Genomic DNA, 22,073 nt, shown 5'->3' with positions numbered 1-22,073 from the left:
TACGATGACTACAAAACGGACTTTCCAACCTAAGAAGCGTCACCGCGAACGCGTTCACGGTTTCATGAAGCGGATGAGCACCAAGAACGGCCGTAAAGTTTTAGCACGTCGCCGCGCTAAGGGACGTAAAGTTTTATCTGCTTAATTGCCACTGACCGCGTCAGTGGTTTTTTTTTTGAAAAATCGCGGCGGTTATTTCAACTCAGACGTGAGACGTTTATAATGAAACAAGCGTTAATACATAGATAGTGGGGGAGCCCAGTGCGCAAATCGTACCGCATTAAGAAAGAGACAGAATTTCAGGACGTGTTTGATCACGGGAAATCAGTGGCAAATCGCAATTTTGTGATTTATCGCTTACCTCGCGATCAGAAGCATTTTCGCGTCGGCATTTCTGTCGGTAAAAAAGTCGGGCATACGGCTGTTTTACGCAATCAAATTAAACGATATATTCGCCAGAGCCTGTTAGAGCTTAAACCTAACATTGATCCTCAAATGGATTTTCTCGTGATCGCGCGTAAACCAGCGGCATCATTGACTATGGCCGAGACCAAGCAAAATCTCGTGCATGCGCTCACCATGGCGGAAGTGCTCAAAAGCGATGTTGATTACATATAAGTGGGGGAAAACGATGTCTAAGCATCAAACCAAACGATTAGTTGTCGGCTTGAGTTTAATCAGCCTGGTTGTCTTCTTGGCAGCCTGTTCCAATACACCAGTGACGCAAAGTAGTAGCGGCTTCTGGGATCGGTACATCATTTATAATGCATCACAATTTATTTTGTGGTTGGCTAGAATCTTTGGTGGTAACGCTGGGGTCGGGATTATCGCCTTTACCTTATTAGTGCGGATCCTGATTTTCCCACTCAGTTACATTTCAACCAAGAGTATGGGCAAGCAACAAGCCATCGCCCCACAATTGAAAGAATTACAACAGAAATATAGTAGTAAAGATACAGCGACTCAGCAGAAATTGCGTGAAGAAACGCAGAAACTGTACGCTGAAGCTGGTGTTAACCCAGTGATGGGCTGTTTACCGGTGGTCGTCCAGATGCCATTTATGATTGCCTTGTATCAGGCGATTGCCCGGACGGATGCCTTGAAGAGTGGGACCTTCTTATGGATGAACTTGGCTAATGCCGATCCATATTTTGTGATGCCAATTCTGGCAGCACTCTTTACCGCGGCGACCAGTTACGTCTCAATGTTGGCCCAACCAACGCGCAACGCGTCTAGTTGGGTGATGGTGGCTGTGTCACCATTACTGATCCTGTTCATGGCGTTCAGCTTCCCAAGTGCGATCTCCATCTACTGGGTGGTCACCAATGCCTTCTCATTGGGCCAGACCTTCCTGATTCAAAACCCATTCAAGATTCGCCGCGAACGTGAAGCCGCGGCCCAAGCTGAACGTGATCGTCAAAAGGCGCTCGCTAAAGCACGTAAAAGAGCTTATAAACGCTAATCGGAGGTGTTGGGATGCCAACCTTTCAAGGAAAAACTATTCAGGCTGCCATTGATGCTGGCTTAGCGTCAATGCAAGTCGAGCGCGACGCCGTGAATGTCGAAGTTTTGACAGCCGGTAAACGCGGTTTCTTGGGATTTGGTCGTCAAGCCGCTGAGGTGACCTTGACCCTCATCCCTAAGCCAGAACCAACTCCAGTAGCCACACCAGCGCCAGAGACACCGGTAGCCAGCAGCCGCAACGATGACACTGCCTTAGCGCACGTGCAATCATTTTTGACTGAGACGACGAAGGCCATGGGCTTGAACGTTACGGTCGATCAGCAGCAACAAGGCAACGAGGTCACATTTCAAATGACGACTGATCAAGATGCTTTATTGATTGGTAAACACGGCAAAATCATCAATGCACTGCAATATTTAGCCCAAACCTTGTTCAATCATCAAGGCAAGCGGAAATTATCGATTTTGCTTGATGTCGGCGATTACCGCCAGCGCCGCGCAACCACGGTTGAACGCCTCGCTGGTAAAAGTGCCCGCGAAGTCGTGGCCACTGGCAAGTCGGTTTATCTGGATGCCATGCCGGCCTTAGAACGCAAAGTCATTCATGCCACCTTGGCTGATAATGAGTTTGTCACGACGCGGTCTGAAGGACGCGATCCATATCGGTATGTCGTCGTCTTGCCGAAAAAACAACATTAGCCTTTGACAAATCACGTGTGGTTGTCTATGCTAAGTACAATTAAATAACGAGACAAAAGTAGTCAAAGTGCTTTGTCCACCACGCTCGGCCAACGGGCGCAGTGGATACTGCACTTTTTTTGTACCGTCAATCAGAGCGCGAGCAAATGCGGGTGCAATCGAGTACTAGCACGATTTCGCAAAAATCAGCGGTCTGTGCTGATTTTTGCGAAATCAGGCTAGACGGAGATTGCAGCATTTGCGAGCGCGTTTTAGCCATTCTGGTCGAAGCCTGCTGGTGGAACGCTGTGGGCACAGCTGACCAGCGGCTTCTTGACCAGAACTGATAAACGAGCATTTAAAATAAACAGTCATGTATAGAGAGGAAGGATTTTTTGGCACAAGTGGTAACAGCCTATGACACCATCGCAGCAATTTCGACACCACCTGGTGAAGGGGCAATTTCGATTGTCCGCCTGAGTGGGGAAACGGCATTAGACGTAGCCAATGCCGTCTTTAAAGGCAAAGATTTGAGCCAGGTGCCTAGCCACACCATCAATTACGGCCATATCATCGACCCACAAACGGACGAGACTTTAGATGAAGTAATGGTTAGTGTGATGCGAGCACCAAAGACGTTTACGCGCGAAGACGTGATTGAAATTAACTGTCACGGTGGGATTGTGGCGACCAACCGCATTTTGCAATTGCTGCTGGGCAGCGGCGCGCGGTTAGCTGAACCAGGCGAATTCACAAAGCGGGCTTTTTTAAATGGCCGAATTGATCTGACCCAGGCAGAATCTGTGATGGATTTGATTCGGGCCAAAACGGATCGCGCTATGCAGGTCGCGGTTAACCAGCTCGATGGTAACTTACAGCACCTGATTCAAAACTTGCGTCAAGAAATCCTCGAAGTGTTGGCCCAAGTGGAAGTTAACATTGACTACCCTGAATATGACACCGACCAAATGACCACGCAAATGCTGCTAGAAAAGGCCGAATTGGTCAAAAAATCCGTTGCACAACTCTTGCAGACCGCGGGCCAAGGTAAGGTGTTACGGGAAGGGCTTGCTACGGCGATTGTTGGGCGGCCTAACGTTGGGAAGTCATCCCTGCTCAATCACATGTTGCATGAAGATAAGGCGATTGTGACGGACGTCGCCGGGACCACTCGAGACGTCCTTGAAGAATATGTTAATGTCCGCGGTGTGCCGCTGAAGTTAGTCGACACCGCCGGCATTCATGATACGGAAGACAAGGTTGAAAAAATCGGGGTTGAACGCTCGCGCCAAGCCATCACCAAAGCCGATTTGATTTTGCTGGTGTTGGATCAAAGCCAACCACTGACGGCTGAAGATCGCCAGTTGTTAGCCGCAACCGCCGATAAGAAGCGGATTGTCATTTTGAACAAACAAGATTTACCCGCGCAACTCGATGAAGGTGAATTGCTGCAATTGGTCACGCCCGCTGAAGTTTTGCCGACTTCTGTTTTGACCAGTGCAGGTATGGATGATTTGGATAACCGGATTGCCGACTTATTCTTTGGTGGCATTGAGAATAGCCAGAGCACAGTCATGGTCTCAAATTCTCGCCAAATTGGTCTGTTGCGCCAGGCTCAGGCCAGTTTAGATGCCGTGATTGACGGTATCAACGCAGGGATGCCCGTTGACTTGGTCCAAATCGATATGACCGCGGCGTGGGATCAACTCGGTGAAATCACCGGTGAAGCGGCGCCAGATGAATTGATTACGCAGTTATTTAGCCAATTTTGTTTAGGAAAGTAGGATAGCCATGCGTGAATATGACTCAAATGAATATGATGTAATTGTGGTCGGTGCCGGCCACGCAGGCTCAGAAGCAGCCTTAGCAGCGGCGCGGATGGGCGAAAAGACGCTGTTGTTGACCATCAACGTTGATATGTTGGCGTTTATGCCATGTAATCCGTCAATCGGTGGCCCCGCCAAAGGGATTGTTGTCCGGGAAATTGATGTCCTAGGCGGCGAGATGGGCCGAAACATTGATAAAACTTATATCCAAATGCGGATGCTTAATACCGGTAAAGGTCCCGCTGTCCGTGCGCTCCGGGCCCAAGCAGATAAGGCCGCTTACCACCGCAGCATGAAGGCTGTGATTGAAGCCGAACCAAACTTGACCTTGCGTCAGGGGATGGCGGAACGCTTAATTGTTGAAGATGGTGTCTGCGTCGGCGTTGTAACCGCCACAGGGGCTCGCTATCACGCTAAGTCTGTCGTTTTGACTGCTGGGACCAGCTCTCGCGGCAAAATCATCATCGGCGAACTCATGTACAGTTCTGGCCCGAACAATAGCCTGCCAAGCATCAAGTTATCCGAGAACTTGGAAGAACTCGGTTTTGCCTTACGCCGGTTCAAGACTGGGACCCCACCACGTGTCGATGGGAATACGATTGATTTTGACAAGACGGAAGAACAGCCGGGCGATACGACACCTAATCATTTTAGTTATGAGACGTCAGACGCGGTTTACTTAAAGGATCAACTGTCTTGCTGGATGACCTATACCAACGACAAGACGCATGAAATCATCCGCGAAAACCTCGATCGCGCGCCAATGTTCTCTGGGGTGATTAAGGGCGTGGGCCCACGTTATTGCCCATCGATTGAAGACAAGATTGTCCGGTTTGCTGACAAGCCACGGCATCAATTGTTCTTGGAACCAGAGGGCCGAGACACCGATGAGTATTATGTTGGTGACTTCTCAACTTCCATGCCTGAAGAAGTGCAATTAAAGATGATCCACAGTGTCGCTGGGCTCGAGCACGCAGAAATGATGCGTCCCGGCTACGCGATTGAATATGATGTCATCGAACCATGGCAACTGCACCCAACCCTTGAAACCAAAGTGGTCAAGAACCTCTATACTGCAGGCCAAATGAACGGCACTTCCGGTTATGAAGAAGCAGCTGGTCAAGGTTTGATTGCCGGCATCAACGCGGCTTTACGTGCTGAAAACAAGGCGCCATTTACCTTGAAGCGATCCGATGCCTACATTGGTGTCATGATTGATGACTTAGTGACCAAGGGCACCAACGAACCATATCGCTTATTAACCAGTCGGGCGGAATACCGCTTGATTTTGCGGCATGACAATGCAGACTTGCGGCTCACGGCTATGGGCCATGACCTCGGCCTTATCAGCGATGCCCGTTTTACCCAATTCGAAGCGAAAAAAGCCGCCGTTGAAGCTGAATTGGCGCGCTTAGACGCCATCCGCTTGAAGCCAAACGCCGTTAATCCATGGTTGGAAAGTATCGGCGCAGCGCCATTGAAGGATGGCGTGTTGGCCAGTGACTTCTTGAAGCGTCCTGAAGTGACCTATGCGGACTTATTGCAGTTTATGCCAGACAGTCCTGAATTGGATCACCGCGTGGTTGAACAAGTCGAAATCCAGATTAAGTACGCTGGCTACATTGCTAAGGAAGAACAAAGCATTGCCCGCTTGAAGCGCCTTGAAGCCAAGAAGGTGCCAGCACATATTGATTACAGTGCGATTAATGGTCTGGCCACTGAGGCTCGCCAGAAGTTGACCAAGATTCAACCTGAGACGATTGCGCAAGCCAGCCGGATTAGTGGCGTGAATCCTGCAGATATTGCCATCCTCTCTGTTTATATTGAACAGGGGCGCATTGCAAAGGTGGCTGTCGACGCCAGCTAAACGATTACTAAACTTAAGAATGTTGATTTAAGGCCTTTTCTACGGAAACAGGTCTTTTTTTATATTTATTTTTTAATGAAAGCGAATTCATGAATTTACCAAGTTGAATATTCTGTTTTGTATATATTTGACCGTTTTCGAGCTCATAAATTGGATAACACGCGTTCTATCAGCAAGTAAAACTGGAGTAAACAATTAACCAAAATTTATTTACCAATTTTAGATATTTTTACATAATTTATTTCTAATAAATAAACCTAAATTCCAAATTAGTTAAACTTTATTATTTAAATTTGATTTTTTTGGACCAAGGTTGCGTGGTATTTTTACATACGTATAACGAAAACTGGATAAATGCTGTCCACTGGTGTTGTGCTGGTTTTCAAATAAATTATCCTTGGGAGGTTTTGCTAGTGTTAAGAGACAAACATCAAATGGCGCTGCAACAGGCGTTAAGTGATAAGAAAGAACACTATAAGCAATATAAATCTGGTAAGTTCTGGGTTTGGTCAATGATGACTGTTTCCTTCTTCTTAGGAGGCATCTCGTTCACCACATTCAATGGTGGAACTGTGAGTGCTGCGACAGCAATTACCGCTACCAGTGCGACGACGACCCCATCAACTATAGGGGATCGACTGAACACAGCAATTGACGCAGCAGGGAAATTAGATTCATCACAATACAGCTGGAACACATGGGCTTCGTTCCAAACTGCACTATTGCAAGCACAAAATGATGTGAAAAATGGTGTTACAGACACCACCAAGTTGACCGCGGATTATAATCAATTGGTTAGTGCGCAAAATGCGCTGGTTAAGGATCCCGCTAATGCCACAAAGACATTGGATAACCTGAACACATTAATTGCTTCTGCAAATGCTTTACGTGGCCGGGATTACACATCATTAAGTTTCAACACAATGACCACTCAATTAACTGCAGCTAAAGCAACTGCAGCTAAGACCGACGCCACTGTTGTTGAAATCAATACGGCTTATTCTAATTTGCAGAATTCGGTTAACAGCTTAGTTAAGGCTGTTGGTTCTGATGTTTTGGAAGCTTCCATTGCTCAAGCACAAGGGCTGATCCAAAAGGACTATTCAAGTGCAACTTGGACGGCTCTACAAACTGCTTTAACCAATGCTGTTAACGTCGACAATGCGTCTACAACTACCGCGGACGATGTTGCCAATGCCAATTCAGCGTTGCAAAAAGCCATCAGCGCTTTAGTGTCCCGTGAACAATTAACTGCGAGCCTAAATGCCTTAATTACCAAAGCTAATGCGGCCGTAACAGCTCAGACGCAAAAACAACAATATACCACGACATCCTTCTCGCCATTCAATCAACAATTGACTGCGACCAAGGGTATTTTGGCGAACGCTGCTTCTTCAGTTGATGACTTGATTGCGACCCAAGCCGATTTGCAAAAAGCCTTAGATGGCTTGGTACAAGTTTCTACCCGGACAGACTTACAGACTGCCATTAAGAATGCTGCAGCCATCAATGGCCAACCAGTTGGCGACTACACCTTCAATAATTATTACACGACAGCATCACGGAATGCATTGATCAATGCAAATACCAATGCGATTGCGATTAATTCTTCTCAGTCTGCGACTGCACCACAGATTTCTAACGCGACCAATTCTTTAAACAACGCGATTAGTGGCTTGGTTGGTAAGGATCAATTAGTTGCGCAGACGAATAATGCATTGCAACTTGCGCTGGCTCAATTGGGTTCACAGAGTATCTACACCACTGACAGCTGGAAGACCTTCCAACAGGCCTTGCTTGCGGCAGGCGTTGATTTAAGCAAAAATGCCTCGGTTGCTAGTTACATGAGTGCAGCAGCTGCTCTTTTGAATGCCAATACCCTTACTGCCGATCAAACGCAAACTATTTTGAATGGAATTACTTCAGCCTATGCAGGTCTACAAACCTGGACTGGATACGCGCGTCAACAGTTTGCAACTAACCTTCAAATTGCTTCAACAATTGGTGATCGTGGTCGCTATACTACTGATTCATATAACGCTTATTTGTCAGCGATTAACGATATTAACGATATTTTGAACGGCGTGATTACACCTAATCAAGATACAATCACTAAGTTGAATACTGCTTTGACAAATGCACTCAAGGGTTTAACTTTCACTTCTACTGACGGTGTTGGAACAGCGGTTACAGCAAGTAATTACAGCAACTCAATCGCCCACTATAACGGTTTCGGGGGTTATAGCGGTACTTCGTTTACCCTTGACGCCGATGATGCAGCAAGCTTAACCGATGCATCAACTAATGATATTTTAAAGAAACTGAATGATTTAATTAGCGGGCTTACCAACTTGAGTAGTAGTGCAGCGCAAGATGTTTCTAGTGGATTTGCGGCAGCTTACGCTAAGGCTATGGCTATTCAGACACTATTGATTAATCCATCCACGTCTGTAGCTAATTTGGTCACCAATAATGTTGGTTTTACCAAGGAGCAGCTTCAAAATTTGTATCTTCAATTAGCTGCCTTGGCTGACAAAGTTGCTATGCCTTCGAGACAATCAGCTGGCTTTTTGATTTCGAACACTCCCCTTTCTGATAATGGCTCACAACTTGCGCAATCAGGCAATGGGATTGATTTACAAGTCCGCCAAAGTGGGCAATATTCTGCGAATGTTACTAATGTTCTGTCAGATGGTCAGTATTCAACCACAATTCGACTTAGTGATACGATTAAGCCTTTCTTCCAACAGACCACTGACTGGATGAAGTACGTTACTGTGAAATACACATTCACAAGTACAGGAGGATTGGGCTTTTGGGCTAATGTGACAGGGGCTAAACCTTCTACCGCAGCTTATGTAAGTCAAGATTATGTCACATTGGACCAAGCCAAGGCCGCCGGATTTAATTTTGCTTACGACGCATCCACGAACCAAATCACTATTACTACGCCAAAGTTAACGGGCTATGATGCAACTGTTACCTTGAATTATGATATCAATTTGGATCTTCAAGGTTGGGCTCAAGCTAACCCTACTTTCAAGTCGTTATTTAATAGCAAGACGGTTAATTCTACAGGCTCTACAATTGGCAGCAACGTTAGTGTTGGGTCTGCACTTGTCTGGGGGAATGCTGCAACGCAGACTAACATTCCTGCTGCAGGTTTAGATAACCTGACTGGTGTGACACAAGCGGCATTAACCTCTGACGATTTCTCCGTACCTTCAGCTATCACTGTGGGTGCTAATGCCATTTCTGGTAAGGTTGATTTCAGCAAAGTGAAGACTGCAGCAGATATGCCTGGCGACTCATACAAGGTTAATATCAAGCTGTACGATAGTTCGAATACTCTGTTGACAGATACCACGGCCCCAGGCGCAACCCCAGTAACAGTCAACGATGATGGCACGTTTAACTGGTCTTACAGCACACCGGATGGTGTTGGGGGATTTGTCGGTAAGACATTCCCTGCTGGCGGTCGAATCACCTTCCAATTAGAACGCGATAATACTGATTACAATTACACTTCACTTTCGGATGTAAAATCCGTTTCTGTTGCTTCGAACTCTGTGGCAACAATCGACACCACAACAGTTCACCCACAAAATAACGACACCACTTTAACTGGGACTGTCACCTTGGGCGGCCAAAAGATTCTGCCAAACGACGTTAACAGTTATGCGGTTCGTTTATCATATAACGCTCCTGGACAAGCAACTCCTGTTCAATTAGGGACTGCTGTCGTTGATAATGCTACTTCCACGTTCACTTGGACGGGTTCTAACACACCGTTCTTGTATGGCGGGACAGTTAACGCGCAAGTGTTTGCTTACAGTGGTTCTTTGAACTCCGATGGCTCCCAGGTTAACTCAGGGATCCAGATTTCTGGTGTCCAATCACCAACTGTTTCAGTTCCTGTTGAATGGAACGTCTTAGCTCCTGTTGTTGATCCAATTAAAGCAGGCGCAGCATCAATTACTGGGACAAGTACACAACCAAATGCTGGGAACTACGTGGTCGTGGCCACAGTTAATGGTCATGATTATTCTGCGCCATTAGCTTCTAACGGTTCATTTACAATCTCAAACATCCCTGCTGATCAACTTGTTGACGGTGCCAAGGTTTCTGTTGTGACAAAGGGTTACAACGGGACTAGCCAAACTTATGCCAAATCTTCAGATGCCACAGTTGTGACAGTTGGCAACACTGACTTGACTGTTGTTGCACCAACATTGAACACAATCTATGCTGGCAACAAAGTTATTAGTGGGATTCAGCCAAACCATAATATCGATGGTGTTCAGACGTTTACACTCAGCGTCTTAAAAGACGGCAGCGCAGTAACGCTTGATTCCTCAGCCATTGTTGTCAACGCTGATGGGACCTTCACAATCACATTGCCAGATGCAGTCGCAGTTGGCGATAAGTATACAGTGGTTGTGACCGGTGTTGGCGCTACACCTGATAAAACTGCGACAGCTTCATCTGACTTAACTATCTTAGATAACCCTAACTTCAATAATTGGGTTGTTTCAGGGGTTTCTTTGGACACAGCTAAAGCCGGTTCAGAAACAATTACTGGGAAGACCCTTGCGATTAATGACGCTTTAAACAAGACTTACATTGCTAATGCGTCAGTTAACGGCACAGCCGTTGGCAGCGCAACCGTTGACAGTTTAGGTAATTTTGCAATCAAGATTTCTACACCACTGATTGTAGGGCAAGTGGTAAGCGTCTACGTTACAGGTTCTGATTCAGTTACCGGCGCAACCAAGGATGGTGTCATTGGGAGCACCACAGTTTCTGATACTGCCGGTCTAGACTACACTATGCTGACTACTGCCTTAGCAGCCGCACAAAAGGTGACCGACAATACTAACGGGACCCCAACGTACACTGCCTCATCATTTGCTGCCTTCCAGACTGCATGGCAAGCAGCTTTGAACATGAGTACTTCAACTTCTGCTAAGCAAGTTGACATCAACACAGCGGCTCGGAATTTGACGAGTGCAATCGCCGGGTTAACGAAGCTTGATAGCACAGTTACATTGAATACCAATGCGATTGATACCGCCTTGGCCAACGCGCAAGACGTTTTGAATGACCTGTCTGATGTTAGCCCATTAAACTGGAAATTCGGGACGTTAACGCAATACAGCGCTGGCTCCGTGGCTAATTTGGCGACGGAATTTGCTGCAGCTCAAAAGATTGTTGCGGACAACTCTGCAAACACGGCTCAATCTCAACAAGCTTTGGACCAGGAAGCAATCAAGTTGAATTCAGCCTTAACAGCACTGACAGTTCCAACAAGCACAATTGCTAAGGTTAATGGCAACACTAATCCCGCCACTAATGCAAGCGTTGATGCATTAGTCCAATTAGTTTCTGCTATCAATGGATTAACTGCTCGGGACTACACGGTTTCAACCTGGAATAATGTAGCTGCGAAGGTGATTGCGGCCCAAGCAGTGATTGCCAATGCAGACTCGAACAGTGTCACCTACACGAACACCTACAATAGTTTAGTCGCAAGCGTCCAGGCCTTAGTGCTGGGTTCCTCCAACGATCAGTTGAAGGAAACCGTTACAACAGCTTCTGGATTGAATGAAGCGGACTACACTGAAACAAGTTGGGCGCCATTTGCTAAAGCCTTAGCAGCAGCAAAACCTATCGTAGATGACAATTCAGCGACTGCCGATGATGTTTCAAATGCTAACACGGCGTTGATTAAAGCAATGGCTGGATTGGTTAAGGTCAGTGACGTTAAGAGTCAATTACAAGCAACCTTGACTCAAGCTCAGGCGTTGTTAGCTGATCAAAAGGCTTCATCAACTTATACCAGTACCTCTGCAGCAGCACTGACTAGCGCTTATAATGTTGGCGTTGCAGCCCTGGCCAATGAAACCAGTGGGGACAAGTTAGTTGCAGATTTGGCTTCCCTGAAGTCAGCAATCAGTGCCTTGGTACCAATTAAGAGTGCTTCAGAATTACAGGCCCTCTTGACCAAGGCACAAGCGATTGCCAATGAACCTAATGCGGCAACGAACTACCCTGCCGATCAGTTGAAGACGTTGAATACTCAGATTGCCAATGCGGTCAGTCTTTTGAACAACCCAACAACTGGCGCAGCTGACCTTTCCACTGCCTACGTGACCTTAAATAATGCCGTCAATGCGATGACAAGCATGGACACACTGAAAGCTCAGTTGACCCAGCTGGTTGCCGATGGTAACGCATTGCAAAACAATGCAACCAACTATACTGACGGGTCAAACGCTGCGCTCAATGTCGCGTTAACTTATGCCAATGCTGTGTTGACGGATAAAGTTCCGGTAACAACCATTGGTAGCGATAAAAAACCAGTTAATTCCACTCGTACTGCGACCGCTGATGACTACCTGTCTGCCATTCAATCATTGACTCAAGCTGAAGGAAGTATGCAAAGCAGTATTGACTATTGGACCCAGATTTTAACGAATGACGTTGCCTTAGGCGATGCCACGATTAATTCTGGTGTGATTTTTGCCTCGGGCTTGCCAGCACTTCAGACGGCCGTTGCAAACGGGAAATCAGTGTTGGCTGGGCAGTTAACTTCTGTTACTGATTTACAGAAGGCCGCTACTGCGATTGAGTCGGCCCTGAATGCTTTAACCGTGTCTAATACGAATGTCAATACAGCTCGCCAGAATCTGGCTAGTGAAATTGCCAAAGACAGCACGGTCACTGAAAGTAACTACACTGCCGCTTCCTGGCAGAATTATCAAAATGCTTTGGCTGCTGCAAAGAAGATGTACACCACCTTCGAATCGGATCCTACGCAATATGCAAGTGATCTGAGTGCAGCGGCGAGTCAGTTAAATGCTGCTCGGTCTAACCTGGTTAGTCTGACATCAAATAGCGTGGTTGTCGGGACCGGCAGTTCCTTTACTCAGTCAAATTACGCGGTTAATAATGGTTCAGTGACATGGTACAGCCAAGGTTACGATACGACGGTTAATACTTTGGCTCAGACCTTTAACTATACCGATCCAACTTTTGTCACCACGTATCAAATTCCTGATGCGTTGAAACCATTATTCGCTGATGGCACAAGCTGGAAACAAGCCCTTCAAGTTTCAGCATGGCAGCAGGCGAGTCAATTGGGATCCATTGCGACAGTCGTGAATGGTTACAACGATGATGTAACCTACACGGCGACAACAGTTTCTGATTCGTATCCGGTTGTGGGTATGTCTTTCCCAACCCCGAAGCGGAATCATGACATTAACCTTTCTACGAGTTGGCAAGGCTTGGTAGACAGTACAAGCCACTACACCAACTGGGTCACCCTGGATGCCAACGGCGGTGTCAATGGGTATATTCGGGATAACGCCACAAGCGGTCTTCAAAATGCGCTTCAAGGTATTTTCCGCCCTGAACGTGGGAATAAGAATAACGTGACAATTGCGACTGTCTCTTACGATGCCGCTACTGGCCAATTGATTATTACTAGTGTCCCATTGTACGGCCAACTGAATGTTTCCTATTGGGACAGCGCCTCAAATGCCTTCCAAGTGAACTATGCTGTCAAGATTGATTTAGAGAAATTGGCTGGATTAACAAAGAATGCAATGCCAGTTGATTACACGCAAACTGCACCTGTCTCAGTAACGACAAGTGTTAAGGATGCATCGTTAGCTGGTTCTTCATCAGGGCTATTAGGTGGTTTCGTCGCACCTACACAACAAACGGCTTCGACAACTATTTCGAACGTGAATAGCGCCTCGACACAACAAATTGTTCAGGGTGTCGCTGATCCATCTGATGCAACCGGTCAATATGTCTTGGCCAATAACGTGCTCGGTTCTAACGTCATTGTTGGGACAGCCAACCAATTGATTGGGCAAGCCACGACTATCGCGAATGCAATGCCTGATGACAAGTATTCGGTCGACGTTTCAGTTAATGGTGCAGCAGTGGGTACCGCCCAGATTGCTGATCCTACAAAGGGACAATTTGACTTGCCTTACGTCACAACAGATGCTTCTGGCAACAAGATTGGTCAAACTTTGAAGACTGGTGATGTCATCAGCTTCGTTGTTCATCGGACAAATGCTACCTATGGAACAGATGTCATTTCTGATACAACGACATATACAGTTGTTGCACCAACACAGGACACTGCACCAAAGGCAACATTCAATTCAATTAGTAATGGGGACACAACGATCGGCGGCACAGTTGTCGGCCTGAATGGTCAACCAATTTTGCCTGATGATAACAATATTTATGAAGTGCAATTGACGTATGCTAAGCCAATCATCACGCAAAATGCTGATGGGACTTACACGCGGACAATTTCTGATACACCAGTTGATGCTGGGACTGCGATTGTTGATAACAAGACAGGACAATGGACTTACACTTCCACGACACCTTTCCAAACTGACGGTGTTGTCTATGCGACTGTGATTGTTCTGGGTAGTCGGACAAACAACGGTGGATCAACGGTTTCTACTGGTCAAGTTCAAGGCTTGAGTCCTAACACGACTTCAACAGTTGTTCAAGGCGTCAAGTTAGTTCCGCCAGTTGTTAATAGCGCAAGCACAGGTGATAAGAGTATTGTCGTCAATGTACCTACGCAGCCAAGCAACGGCAACTATCTGGTGAAAGTCTCTGTTTACGGGCCAGATGCAACATTCGATGCGAATGGCGCAACAACAGCGAGCGCAATTTACTCGCAGGAAGTTGCTTTGAGTAGTCAAGTGACAGTGCAATTACCATCGACATTCCCTAATGGTGCATTGGCTTCTGGGCAACAAATTGTTGCTACAGTTGAATCTTTCGATGATGGCACTGTTGCCAATGCCGGCAAGGCACCATCGGACACTGCTAACTCAGCAGTTGTTACAGTTGATCATGATGACTGGGTTGCACCAGCAGCACCAGTTTTGGATTCAATTACAGCTGGTGATAAAGCTGTAGTAACTGGGACCGCGACGGAAGACTGGGGCAATGGCCGTACCTATTCGGCTACGCTGACCATTACGCGTAACGGTCAAACTAAGCAGTACACAAGCGATGTTAACCAAAGTAATGGAGCCTTCAGTTTCGATTTGAGTGCTGACTTCCCTGATGGCTTATTGACGAGCGATGTTGGTAGCGTTGTGGTCAATGGGAAGACCGTCGCCAATGGTGTGAAGGTCTCTGACCCAACCAGCTTGACGATTTTGCCATCAACCGATTGGGACGTTAAGACACCAACATTAGATCAACCTGTTAAGGGTGCTACTCAAGTTACAGGTATGGCTAACAACTTTGATACAGCGACTAAAAAATTCACTGTCATCGTTAGCCTGAATGGTCAGGAAGTTGCCCGTGGTACTGTTGCAAGTGGTGCCGTGGATGCAGCAACTGGTAAATTTACAATTCCTATTAACACTACCCTTGGTGTAGGGGATGTCGTTTCAGTTGTTGTCGAGGGTACTCAAGACGGTGTTACTAAGGACTCCGCTGCAGTTTCTGCAACAGTTAAGTCTGATACAATTTCTAACCTGATTCGCTTCACAGCTGATGGTGTTGAAGTTGGTAACGACGTGCAAGTAGCAGGTAAAGTCGGTGACGTTATCGACTTGAGTAGCTACTTGCCTACTGGATATGAATTCGTCAATGCTTCAGATGCTAGTTACACCATGCAAGATGCCAACCATGTCCAAGAGATTGCAATCAAGAAGGCTGCTTCAGTTGCAGATGTTACTTTGACTGTAAACTTCAGCGATGGCACGAATACTGTGGGTTCAGCACAAACATTCACTGGTAAGGCTGGCGATTCTGAAACAGTCACCGCTCCAACAGGATATGTCTTCAGTCAAACGCAACCTGCCGGTGTCAAAGTTTCTGCTGATGGGACAACAGCAACAGTGGCATTACCTGCTGCTAGTGCCGATATTACCTTGAACGTACAGAGCACAGAAGGTTTAGTCTCAACAACCCTGAACTTCTATACACCTGGAAACACTAAGGTTGGTTCTGTAGTTCTCCATGGTCAAGCTGGCGAACAAATTGATATGAGCAAGGTTCAAATTCCAGCCGGATACCATCTTCAAGATGCTTCCGCGGTTTACATCTATAAAGATGGGGACGCAATTCATGTCACCGTTGTCGCTGACGATGTTTCAAACACAATTAACTACGTCGATGAAAATGGCCAAACTGTTGGTAATAAGACTGTTCAAGGTCAGTACAACTCGACTGTTTCATTTACTGACGGACTTCCTGAAGGCTATGTTCTTGCTGATGGTCAAGCCGATTCTGGCCGATTAGGTCTGGATGGTGCCACCTTAATTGTTAAGGTGACTAAGGCTGATAACAGCAGTAACTCAGGTTCTGGTTCAGAATCAGGTAACAGCAGTAACTCAGGTTCTGGTTCAGAATCAGGTAACAGCAGTAACTCAGGTTCTGGTTCAGAATCAGGCAACAGTAGTAACTCAGGTTCTGGTTCAGAATCAGGCAACAGTAGTAACTCAGGTTCTGGTTCAGAATCAGGTAACAGCAGTAACTCAGGTTCTGGTTCAGAATCAGGTAACAGCAGTAACTCGGGTTCTGGTTCAGAATCAGGTAACAGCAGTAACTCAGGTTCTGACAATTCCGGTAATGGAAATGACGGGAACGGGAATGCTGGTAACAGTAACAACGGGAATAGCAATTCCGGTGATAGCAACACCGGGGATGGCAATACCGGATCTGATAACAGCGGTAATGGTAATTCTGGTTCCGGTAATACTGGTAACAGCAACAGCGGTGACTCCAACACTGGTAACGGTAATGAAGGATCCAATAACACTGGTAACAGTAACTCTGGCGATTCCAATACTGGTAACGGAAACGAAGGTTCCAACAACTCCGGTAACGGCAACAGCGGTAACGGTAATGATGGTAACAGTAACAGCGGGACTTCAAACTCTGGTAACGCTAACAGCGGTAGCGACAACAATGGTAATGGCAACACAGGTAATGGCAACACAGGTAATGGCCTTGACGGAAACAACCTCCATAATCCAGTAATTGTTTCAAAGGATGAAACTGTCCTTGTCGGTACCTATACAACTGCCGATGAAGCGGCGAAAGCCTTATTTGAAGGTGTTGTTCCGGCTGATTCCGATGCTGTTCAAAACACGTTTACCTTACAAGCCGCTCCAGAAGGATTTACGGCTGGTCAAAATGTGCCTGATGGTGTCGTTTACTACACTGTTGATAAGACATTTGATGGTTCACAAGCCGGAGAATACACGTTTACCTTCTACTACGGTTCAGGTAAGTTAGGCCAGGGTGACCGTGCAGTTGGTTCATCTAAATTAATTATTACAACTGACTCTAGCCAAATTGGTGATAATACTGGATCTGGAAATACCGGTGAAGGAAATCACGGTAACAACAACAGTGGTAATGGGAACACCGGTAACAGTAATTCCGGTGACCTGAACTCTGGTAACAATAATGACGGTCATCATAATAACGGTGATTCTAATACGGGTAATAACAACACTGGCTCTAACAATACAGGTGATAACAACACCGGCGATTCTAATACAGGTAATAACAACACTGGTGATGGCAACAAGGGTGACAATAACCAGGGTTCTAGCAACACTGGTAACAACAACGTTGGTGATAGCAACACTGGTAACGACAACCACGGATCTGATAACACTGGTAATAACAACTCTGGTAACAGCAACAGTGGTGATAACAACACTGGTGATGGCAACAAGGGTAACAACAACAGTGGTAACAGCAACGTAGGTAACAGCAACAGTGGTGACAACAATCACGGCGATAACAACACTGGTAGCAATAACACTGGTAATGGCAACGTAGGCAACAGTAATAGTGGTGATAACAACACTGGTAACAACAACACTGGTAACAACAACAGTGGTAACAGCAACAGCGGTAACAACAATGTTGGCGATAGCAACAGTGGTGACAACAATCACGGTTCAGGTAACACTGGCAATAACAATACCGGCGACAACAACCAGGGTAACAACAACACTGGTAATGGCAACGTTGGTAATAATAACGTTGGTAACAATAACCACGGGGATAACCTGATTGGTGACAACTTATCAACGCCAGTGATCACTGTTCACGGAACCACTGTCAACAAGGGCACTGCTCTGACAGCAAGTGATATTGCGAAGTTGGTTGATGCTATTACAGATATTACTGGCAAATCTGTTGATCTCTCGAAGGTTACCTTCAAGCAGGTTGATAAATTTGACGACAATATTCCTGATGGCGTTGTCGAATATATCAGTAACGTTAATAGCAATGTTCCTGGTAGCTATACTGTTCAATTTGCCTTTGGTACTCGGACTGTTGATGGCGTTGATCGTGGTGCTGGTGCTGTTGGTTACGCAACTGCAACTGTCACCGTGCAAGATAACAACAACAGTAACAGTGGTAGCAGCAGTAATAGTGGCAGCAGCAGTAACAATGGTGGTAACACAAGCAACCCTGGTAATGGTGGTAACACTGGGAACGGTGGGAATACCGGCAACGGTGGCAACACTGGGAACAATGGTAATGGTTCATTGCCTGGTACCGGTGGTGACGTTCTCAACAATGTCATTGCAACAATTGTTCAACGTAATGGTGGCGATGTTGTTGTTTATGACAAGCCAAATGGGACCCCAACTGGCAAGAAATTGGCAGAAGGTACTGATTGGAAGGCCTTCGAGAAGTACACCGATGCTGATGGTGTTGTTTGGTACAACTTGGGTGGGAACCAATGGATTAAGTCCACGGGTGTCATCCTTGATGCAAAACCATTCACTTACAAGCACCTCAAGACTGTTGGTGTTGTGACCCAAGGCAGTGGCGTTAAGGTTTACACGGCACCTGGGACTAGTGGTCAGTTAACTGGTCAAGTTCTGGCGGTCGGCTCCGCATGGAAGATTAGTGCATCAGTGGTTACAGCTGACGGGCAAGTCTGGTACCGTGTTGGGACCAACCAATGGATTAAGGCAACAGATATTGCATTAGGCAATGTTCAAGCCTTCCGGGCAGTTGCGGTAATCAACTATGCTAAGGGCTACGGTATCGCTGTTTGGGCTGATGCTAATGGGACTCAGTACACAGGCAAGCACCTGGAAACTGGGTCAGCATGGAAGGTCTTCGCTAAGGCAACTGCAGCTAATGGCCATGTCTTCTACAACGTTGGCGGGAATCAATGGATTGACAGTGCAAACGTTAAGTTGAGCACAGATCCAGCATCTAAAAAGATTCCAGCAAACACGACGACTGTGAAGTATGTGCCTGGTTACGGTATTAAAGCTTGGCAATCACCTACCTCAAAGACAGCAGTCAAGACCTTACCAAATGGGTCATCACATACTGTCATCGCAACTCAGACAGTTAATAATGTACTTTGGTATCAATTGAGTGCAGGTCAATGGATTGAAGCGAAATACACGAATGGTATTCACTAAAATCTAGGCCGGTTCCACAACAAAACCCCTGAGGGAAAAACCTTAGGGGTTTTGTCGTACATATAAGGGTTAACATTGTCGATAATTGGCCTAAAACGATAGAATATAAGCATGAATGAATGATGGAGGAACGCCTGATGATTTTTTATTTTTTGACCCAGATGATTGATTTCAACGTGTCCGGAATTGAACACGCAGAAATCAAACGGCTACATCTGTTCCATCGGTTTGATCAGGCTGCGAAAATCGCGACCCGCAACTACAATCGGTATTTGACTCTGAATTTGCACCGGCACGGGCTCCATCAAGCTGATTCGATGAATATGTTTGATTATTTCCAGGGAACCCTCGATTATCATGCGAAGCGCGCGACGCAAGCTGACGTGACAATTGCCGGCACAACGGTGGTCCACGACAATACTCGATTTGATTACCTTAAAGCCGGACAAAAGGTCGCCAGTGTTTTCGTGTTCACTGATCCGAAACATTACGTTGAGAATCAGATTGAAGAGATTCAATATTATGGCGCTACCGGCCAAATTTGGCGGATTGATTACTATGATGTTCGCGGGTTTAAGTCTTCGACGGATTATCGGGATCAAGAGGGCAAACTCTCCCGCCAAGTGATGTATGACTTGAATGGACAAGTCAAAATCGAATCCTTTTGGCGGCAGCAAGGGGACAATGACGTTGCGGCTATCTATCAGCTCGATTATCAAAATAAGCTGTGGTTTTTCCGGGATTTAGACGAAATGCTCGGCTTTTTCTATGATGAATTGGTGCGGACCAGTGACCATCAGGCTGGATTTATCGGCGATCGGCTGTATATCACAGACCCGGGAATGCACCAGATGCAGGAGTGGGCACCCCGTTATGGGTACTGGCACAATGTTCATACGTACGATCCGGATGCAGTTTGGACAGGGAAGTTAAATGATGTCTTGGTAGATCAGATGACCCACGCGGATATGTGGCGGGCCTTGATTACGCCAACAAGTCGGCAAAGCCATGATGTGCAGTCGCGGATGACTGGTGGCTTGAGGGTGAAGACAATCCCCGGGCCGATTGTTCCCGATGAACAACTGGCGGCTGCTCGAGTCCCATTTTCAGCCCGTACCCCGTATAAGATTATTGATATCGCCCGGATTCACGAACAGAAGCGCCTCGATCATTTATTAGCGGCCTTCATTCAGGTGCATGCTCAATTTCCGGCGGCTACACTGGAAATTCATGGGTACGTGAATGAACAAAAAATTAAAGATGATTTACTTCAGCAAGCCCGTGACGGTGGTGTGGCGGATGCTGTGGCATTGATTGATTACACGCCAGACTTAGGCGCCGTTTATGATTCCGCGCAGATTTTTGCGATGTCGAGTCGCTATGAAGGCTTTCCGCTATCATTGGTCGAGGCCGCGTCCCACGGTGTCCCATTGATTTCCTATGATGTCAATTACGGCCCTGAAGAAATCATTGACGATGGCAAAAACGGCTATCTCGTGGAAAAAGGTAACATTGACGCCCTAGCCGCAGCGATGATTAAGGCATTATCTGATCAAGCCAAACTTGCTGAAATGAGTACGGCCTCGTATGAGATTGCTAAGCGCTTCTCTGAACCAAATGTTTGGCAATTATGGCATGACTTGGTTGTTAAAGATGCGGAGGCTCACTTATGAACTACTTTATGACAGGAATGATTGATTACAACTTGGCCGCCCCAGAAGCAGCGGCAATTGCTCGTCAGGAGGTCTTCACAAACCTCAAGGCTGATAGTCAACTGCTGACCGTGATTTATAACCGGTTTTTGCGGCTGAATGCTTTCCGAGCAGGATTGAAACCTGAACAATATGTGAATATGTTTGATTTCTTCCAAGGGAGTGCCAGTTATAACGGTCCCATCAGCACGTTGGCCGATGTCGCTTTCCCAAATTTGGTGACGCCGGTCCGGCAAGGGAATATCGTTTATTACTATCAAGGTGCTGATCGAATTGCCGAGGTACACTTGTTTGAGCCTGATAGTGACTTTCCTTTTGCTCAAGATCAGTTGAGCACAGTTTCGTTCTATGACCGGCTGAATAATATCAATCGGACGGATATGTACGATGTTCGGGGATTTAAATCGCGCAGTGATTTCTATGGTCGCGTGCGAGGTCAGCACTTGGAAACCTATTACAATCTCAAGGGTGAACCGGTATTAGAAATCACATACCAGAAAAATGCTGCCGATCAGAATGAGATTACGCGATTAATGTTGACTTATCAGCAAACCCAACACGTATTTGACAATTTAGCTCAGCTGCAAGGCTTTTTCTATGATCAACTACAGCAAGCTGATACGCGCTTCTTTGTGGACCGCGCGTTTGAAGTCTCTTCTGGCCTTGAAGCAGCTTCGTTAACGGCGCCGGTATATCTGGTTGATCATGATACACAACGTGACCCGGCCAGTTCTGGACTCTCTGATGCGATTCAAGCGGTAGTTCATCTAGCGAAATTTCAAGGTGTGATTACAGCCACGCTTGATCAGCATAATTTCTGGCAACAACAACCAGTCACGACCATTGATATGAGTGTGGCGGCCAATCAACCAGGCGCAGTCCCAGCGGTGATTGCTGGCTGGCAAAATATTCTAAAATAGTAAAAAAAGGGGTTGTGACAAAACTACGTTTTGTCACAACCCCTTTTTGAATTTCCGAACAAGCTAGACTAATCACGTTCCAAAAGATTGAGAATTCCGGTTAACAAGAAGTGTGAAAACTCGCGTTTTGCAAC

General features: G+C 46.4%; 9 protein-coding genes. All 9 read left to right on the top strand.

Annotation, left to right across the window (positions count from 1 at the left end):
- Positions 1-4 precede the first annotated feature (4 nt).
- The 9 genes from rpmH to FC34_RS06530 all read left to right on the top strand — a co-directional run bounded on the left by rpmH (position 5) and on the right by FC34_RS06530 (position 21,939).
- Positions 5-145, top strand: a complete 141-nt coding sequence (gene rpmH, locus FC34_RS06570) for a 50S ribosomal protein L34 (RefSeq protein WP_003568442.1) — start codon at positions 5-7, stop codon at positions 143-145.
- Positions 146-261: 116 nt separating this feature from the next.
- A complete protein-coding gene (gene rnpA / locus FC34_RS06565) occupies positions 262-618 on the top strand; it encodes a ribonuclease P protein component (RefSeq protein ID WP_057894621.1) in 357 nt (118 codons plus the stop codon).
- 13 nt (positions 619-631) lie between these two features.
- Positions 632-1,462 (top strand): membrane protein insertase YidC, encoded by an 831-nt coding sequence (gene yidC, locus FC34_RS06560; protein WP_057894620.1) that lies wholly within the window; start codon positions 632-634, stop codon positions 1,460-1,462.
- A gap of 14 nt (positions 1,463-1,476) precedes the next feature.
- Positions 1,477-2,163, top strand: coding sequence for an RNA-binding cell elongation regulator Jag/EloR (jag, locus tag FC34_RS06555; RefSeq protein WP_057894619.1), 687 nt, complete (start codon positions 1,477-1,479; stop codon positions 2,161-2,163).
- Between the two features lie 374 nt (positions 2,164-2,537).
- Positions 2,538-3,926: a tRNA uridine-5-carboxymethylaminomethyl(34) synthesis GTPase MnmE gene (gene mnmE / locus FC34_RS06550; protein ID WP_057894618.1), complete on the top strand. Its 1,389-nt coding sequence runs from the start codon at positions 2,538-2,540 to the stop codon at positions 3,924-3,926.
- Between the two features lie 7 nt (positions 3,927-3,933).
- Complete coding sequence (mnmG, locus tag FC34_RS06545; protein WP_057894617.1) at positions 3,934-5,835, top strand: tRNA uridine-5-carboxymethylaminomethyl(34) synthesis enzyme MnmG; 1,902 nt, start codon at positions 3,934-3,936, stop codon at positions 5,833-5,835.
- Positions 5,836-6,248: 413 nt separating this feature from the next.
- Positions 6,249-19,307 (top strand): SLAP domain-containing protein, encoded by a 13,059-nt coding sequence (locus tag FC34_RS06540; protein WP_157052264.1) that lies wholly within the window; start codon positions 6,249-6,251, stop codon positions 19,305-19,307.
- A gap of 137 nt (positions 19,308-19,444) precedes the next feature.
- Positions 19,445-20,980 carry a glycosyltransferase gene (locus tag FC34_RS06535; RefSeq protein ID WP_057894615.1) on the top strand — a complete coding sequence of 512 codons (1,536 nt, stop codon included), beginning with the start codon at positions 19,445-19,447 and terminating at the stop codon, positions 20,978-20,980.
- Entirely contained in the window at positions 20,977-21,939 is a 963-nt protein-coding gene (locus FC34_RS06530; protein WP_057894614.1) for a glycosyltransferase family protein, read from the top strand. The genes FC34_RS06535 and FC34_RS06530 overlap by 4 nt, the downstream gene beginning before the upstream one ends.
- Positions 21,940-22,073: the final 134 nt, after the last annotated feature.

Source organism: Lacticaseibacillus brantae DSM 23927 (genome assembly GCF_001436115.1).
Taxonomy (GTDB): domain Bacteria; phylum Bacillota; class Bacilli; order Lactobacillales; family Lactobacillaceae; genus Lacticaseibacillus; species Lacticaseibacillus brantae.
The sequence above is the reverse complement of the archived record's forward strand: the minus strand, read 5'-3'. Positions and strand labels throughout refer to the sequence as shown.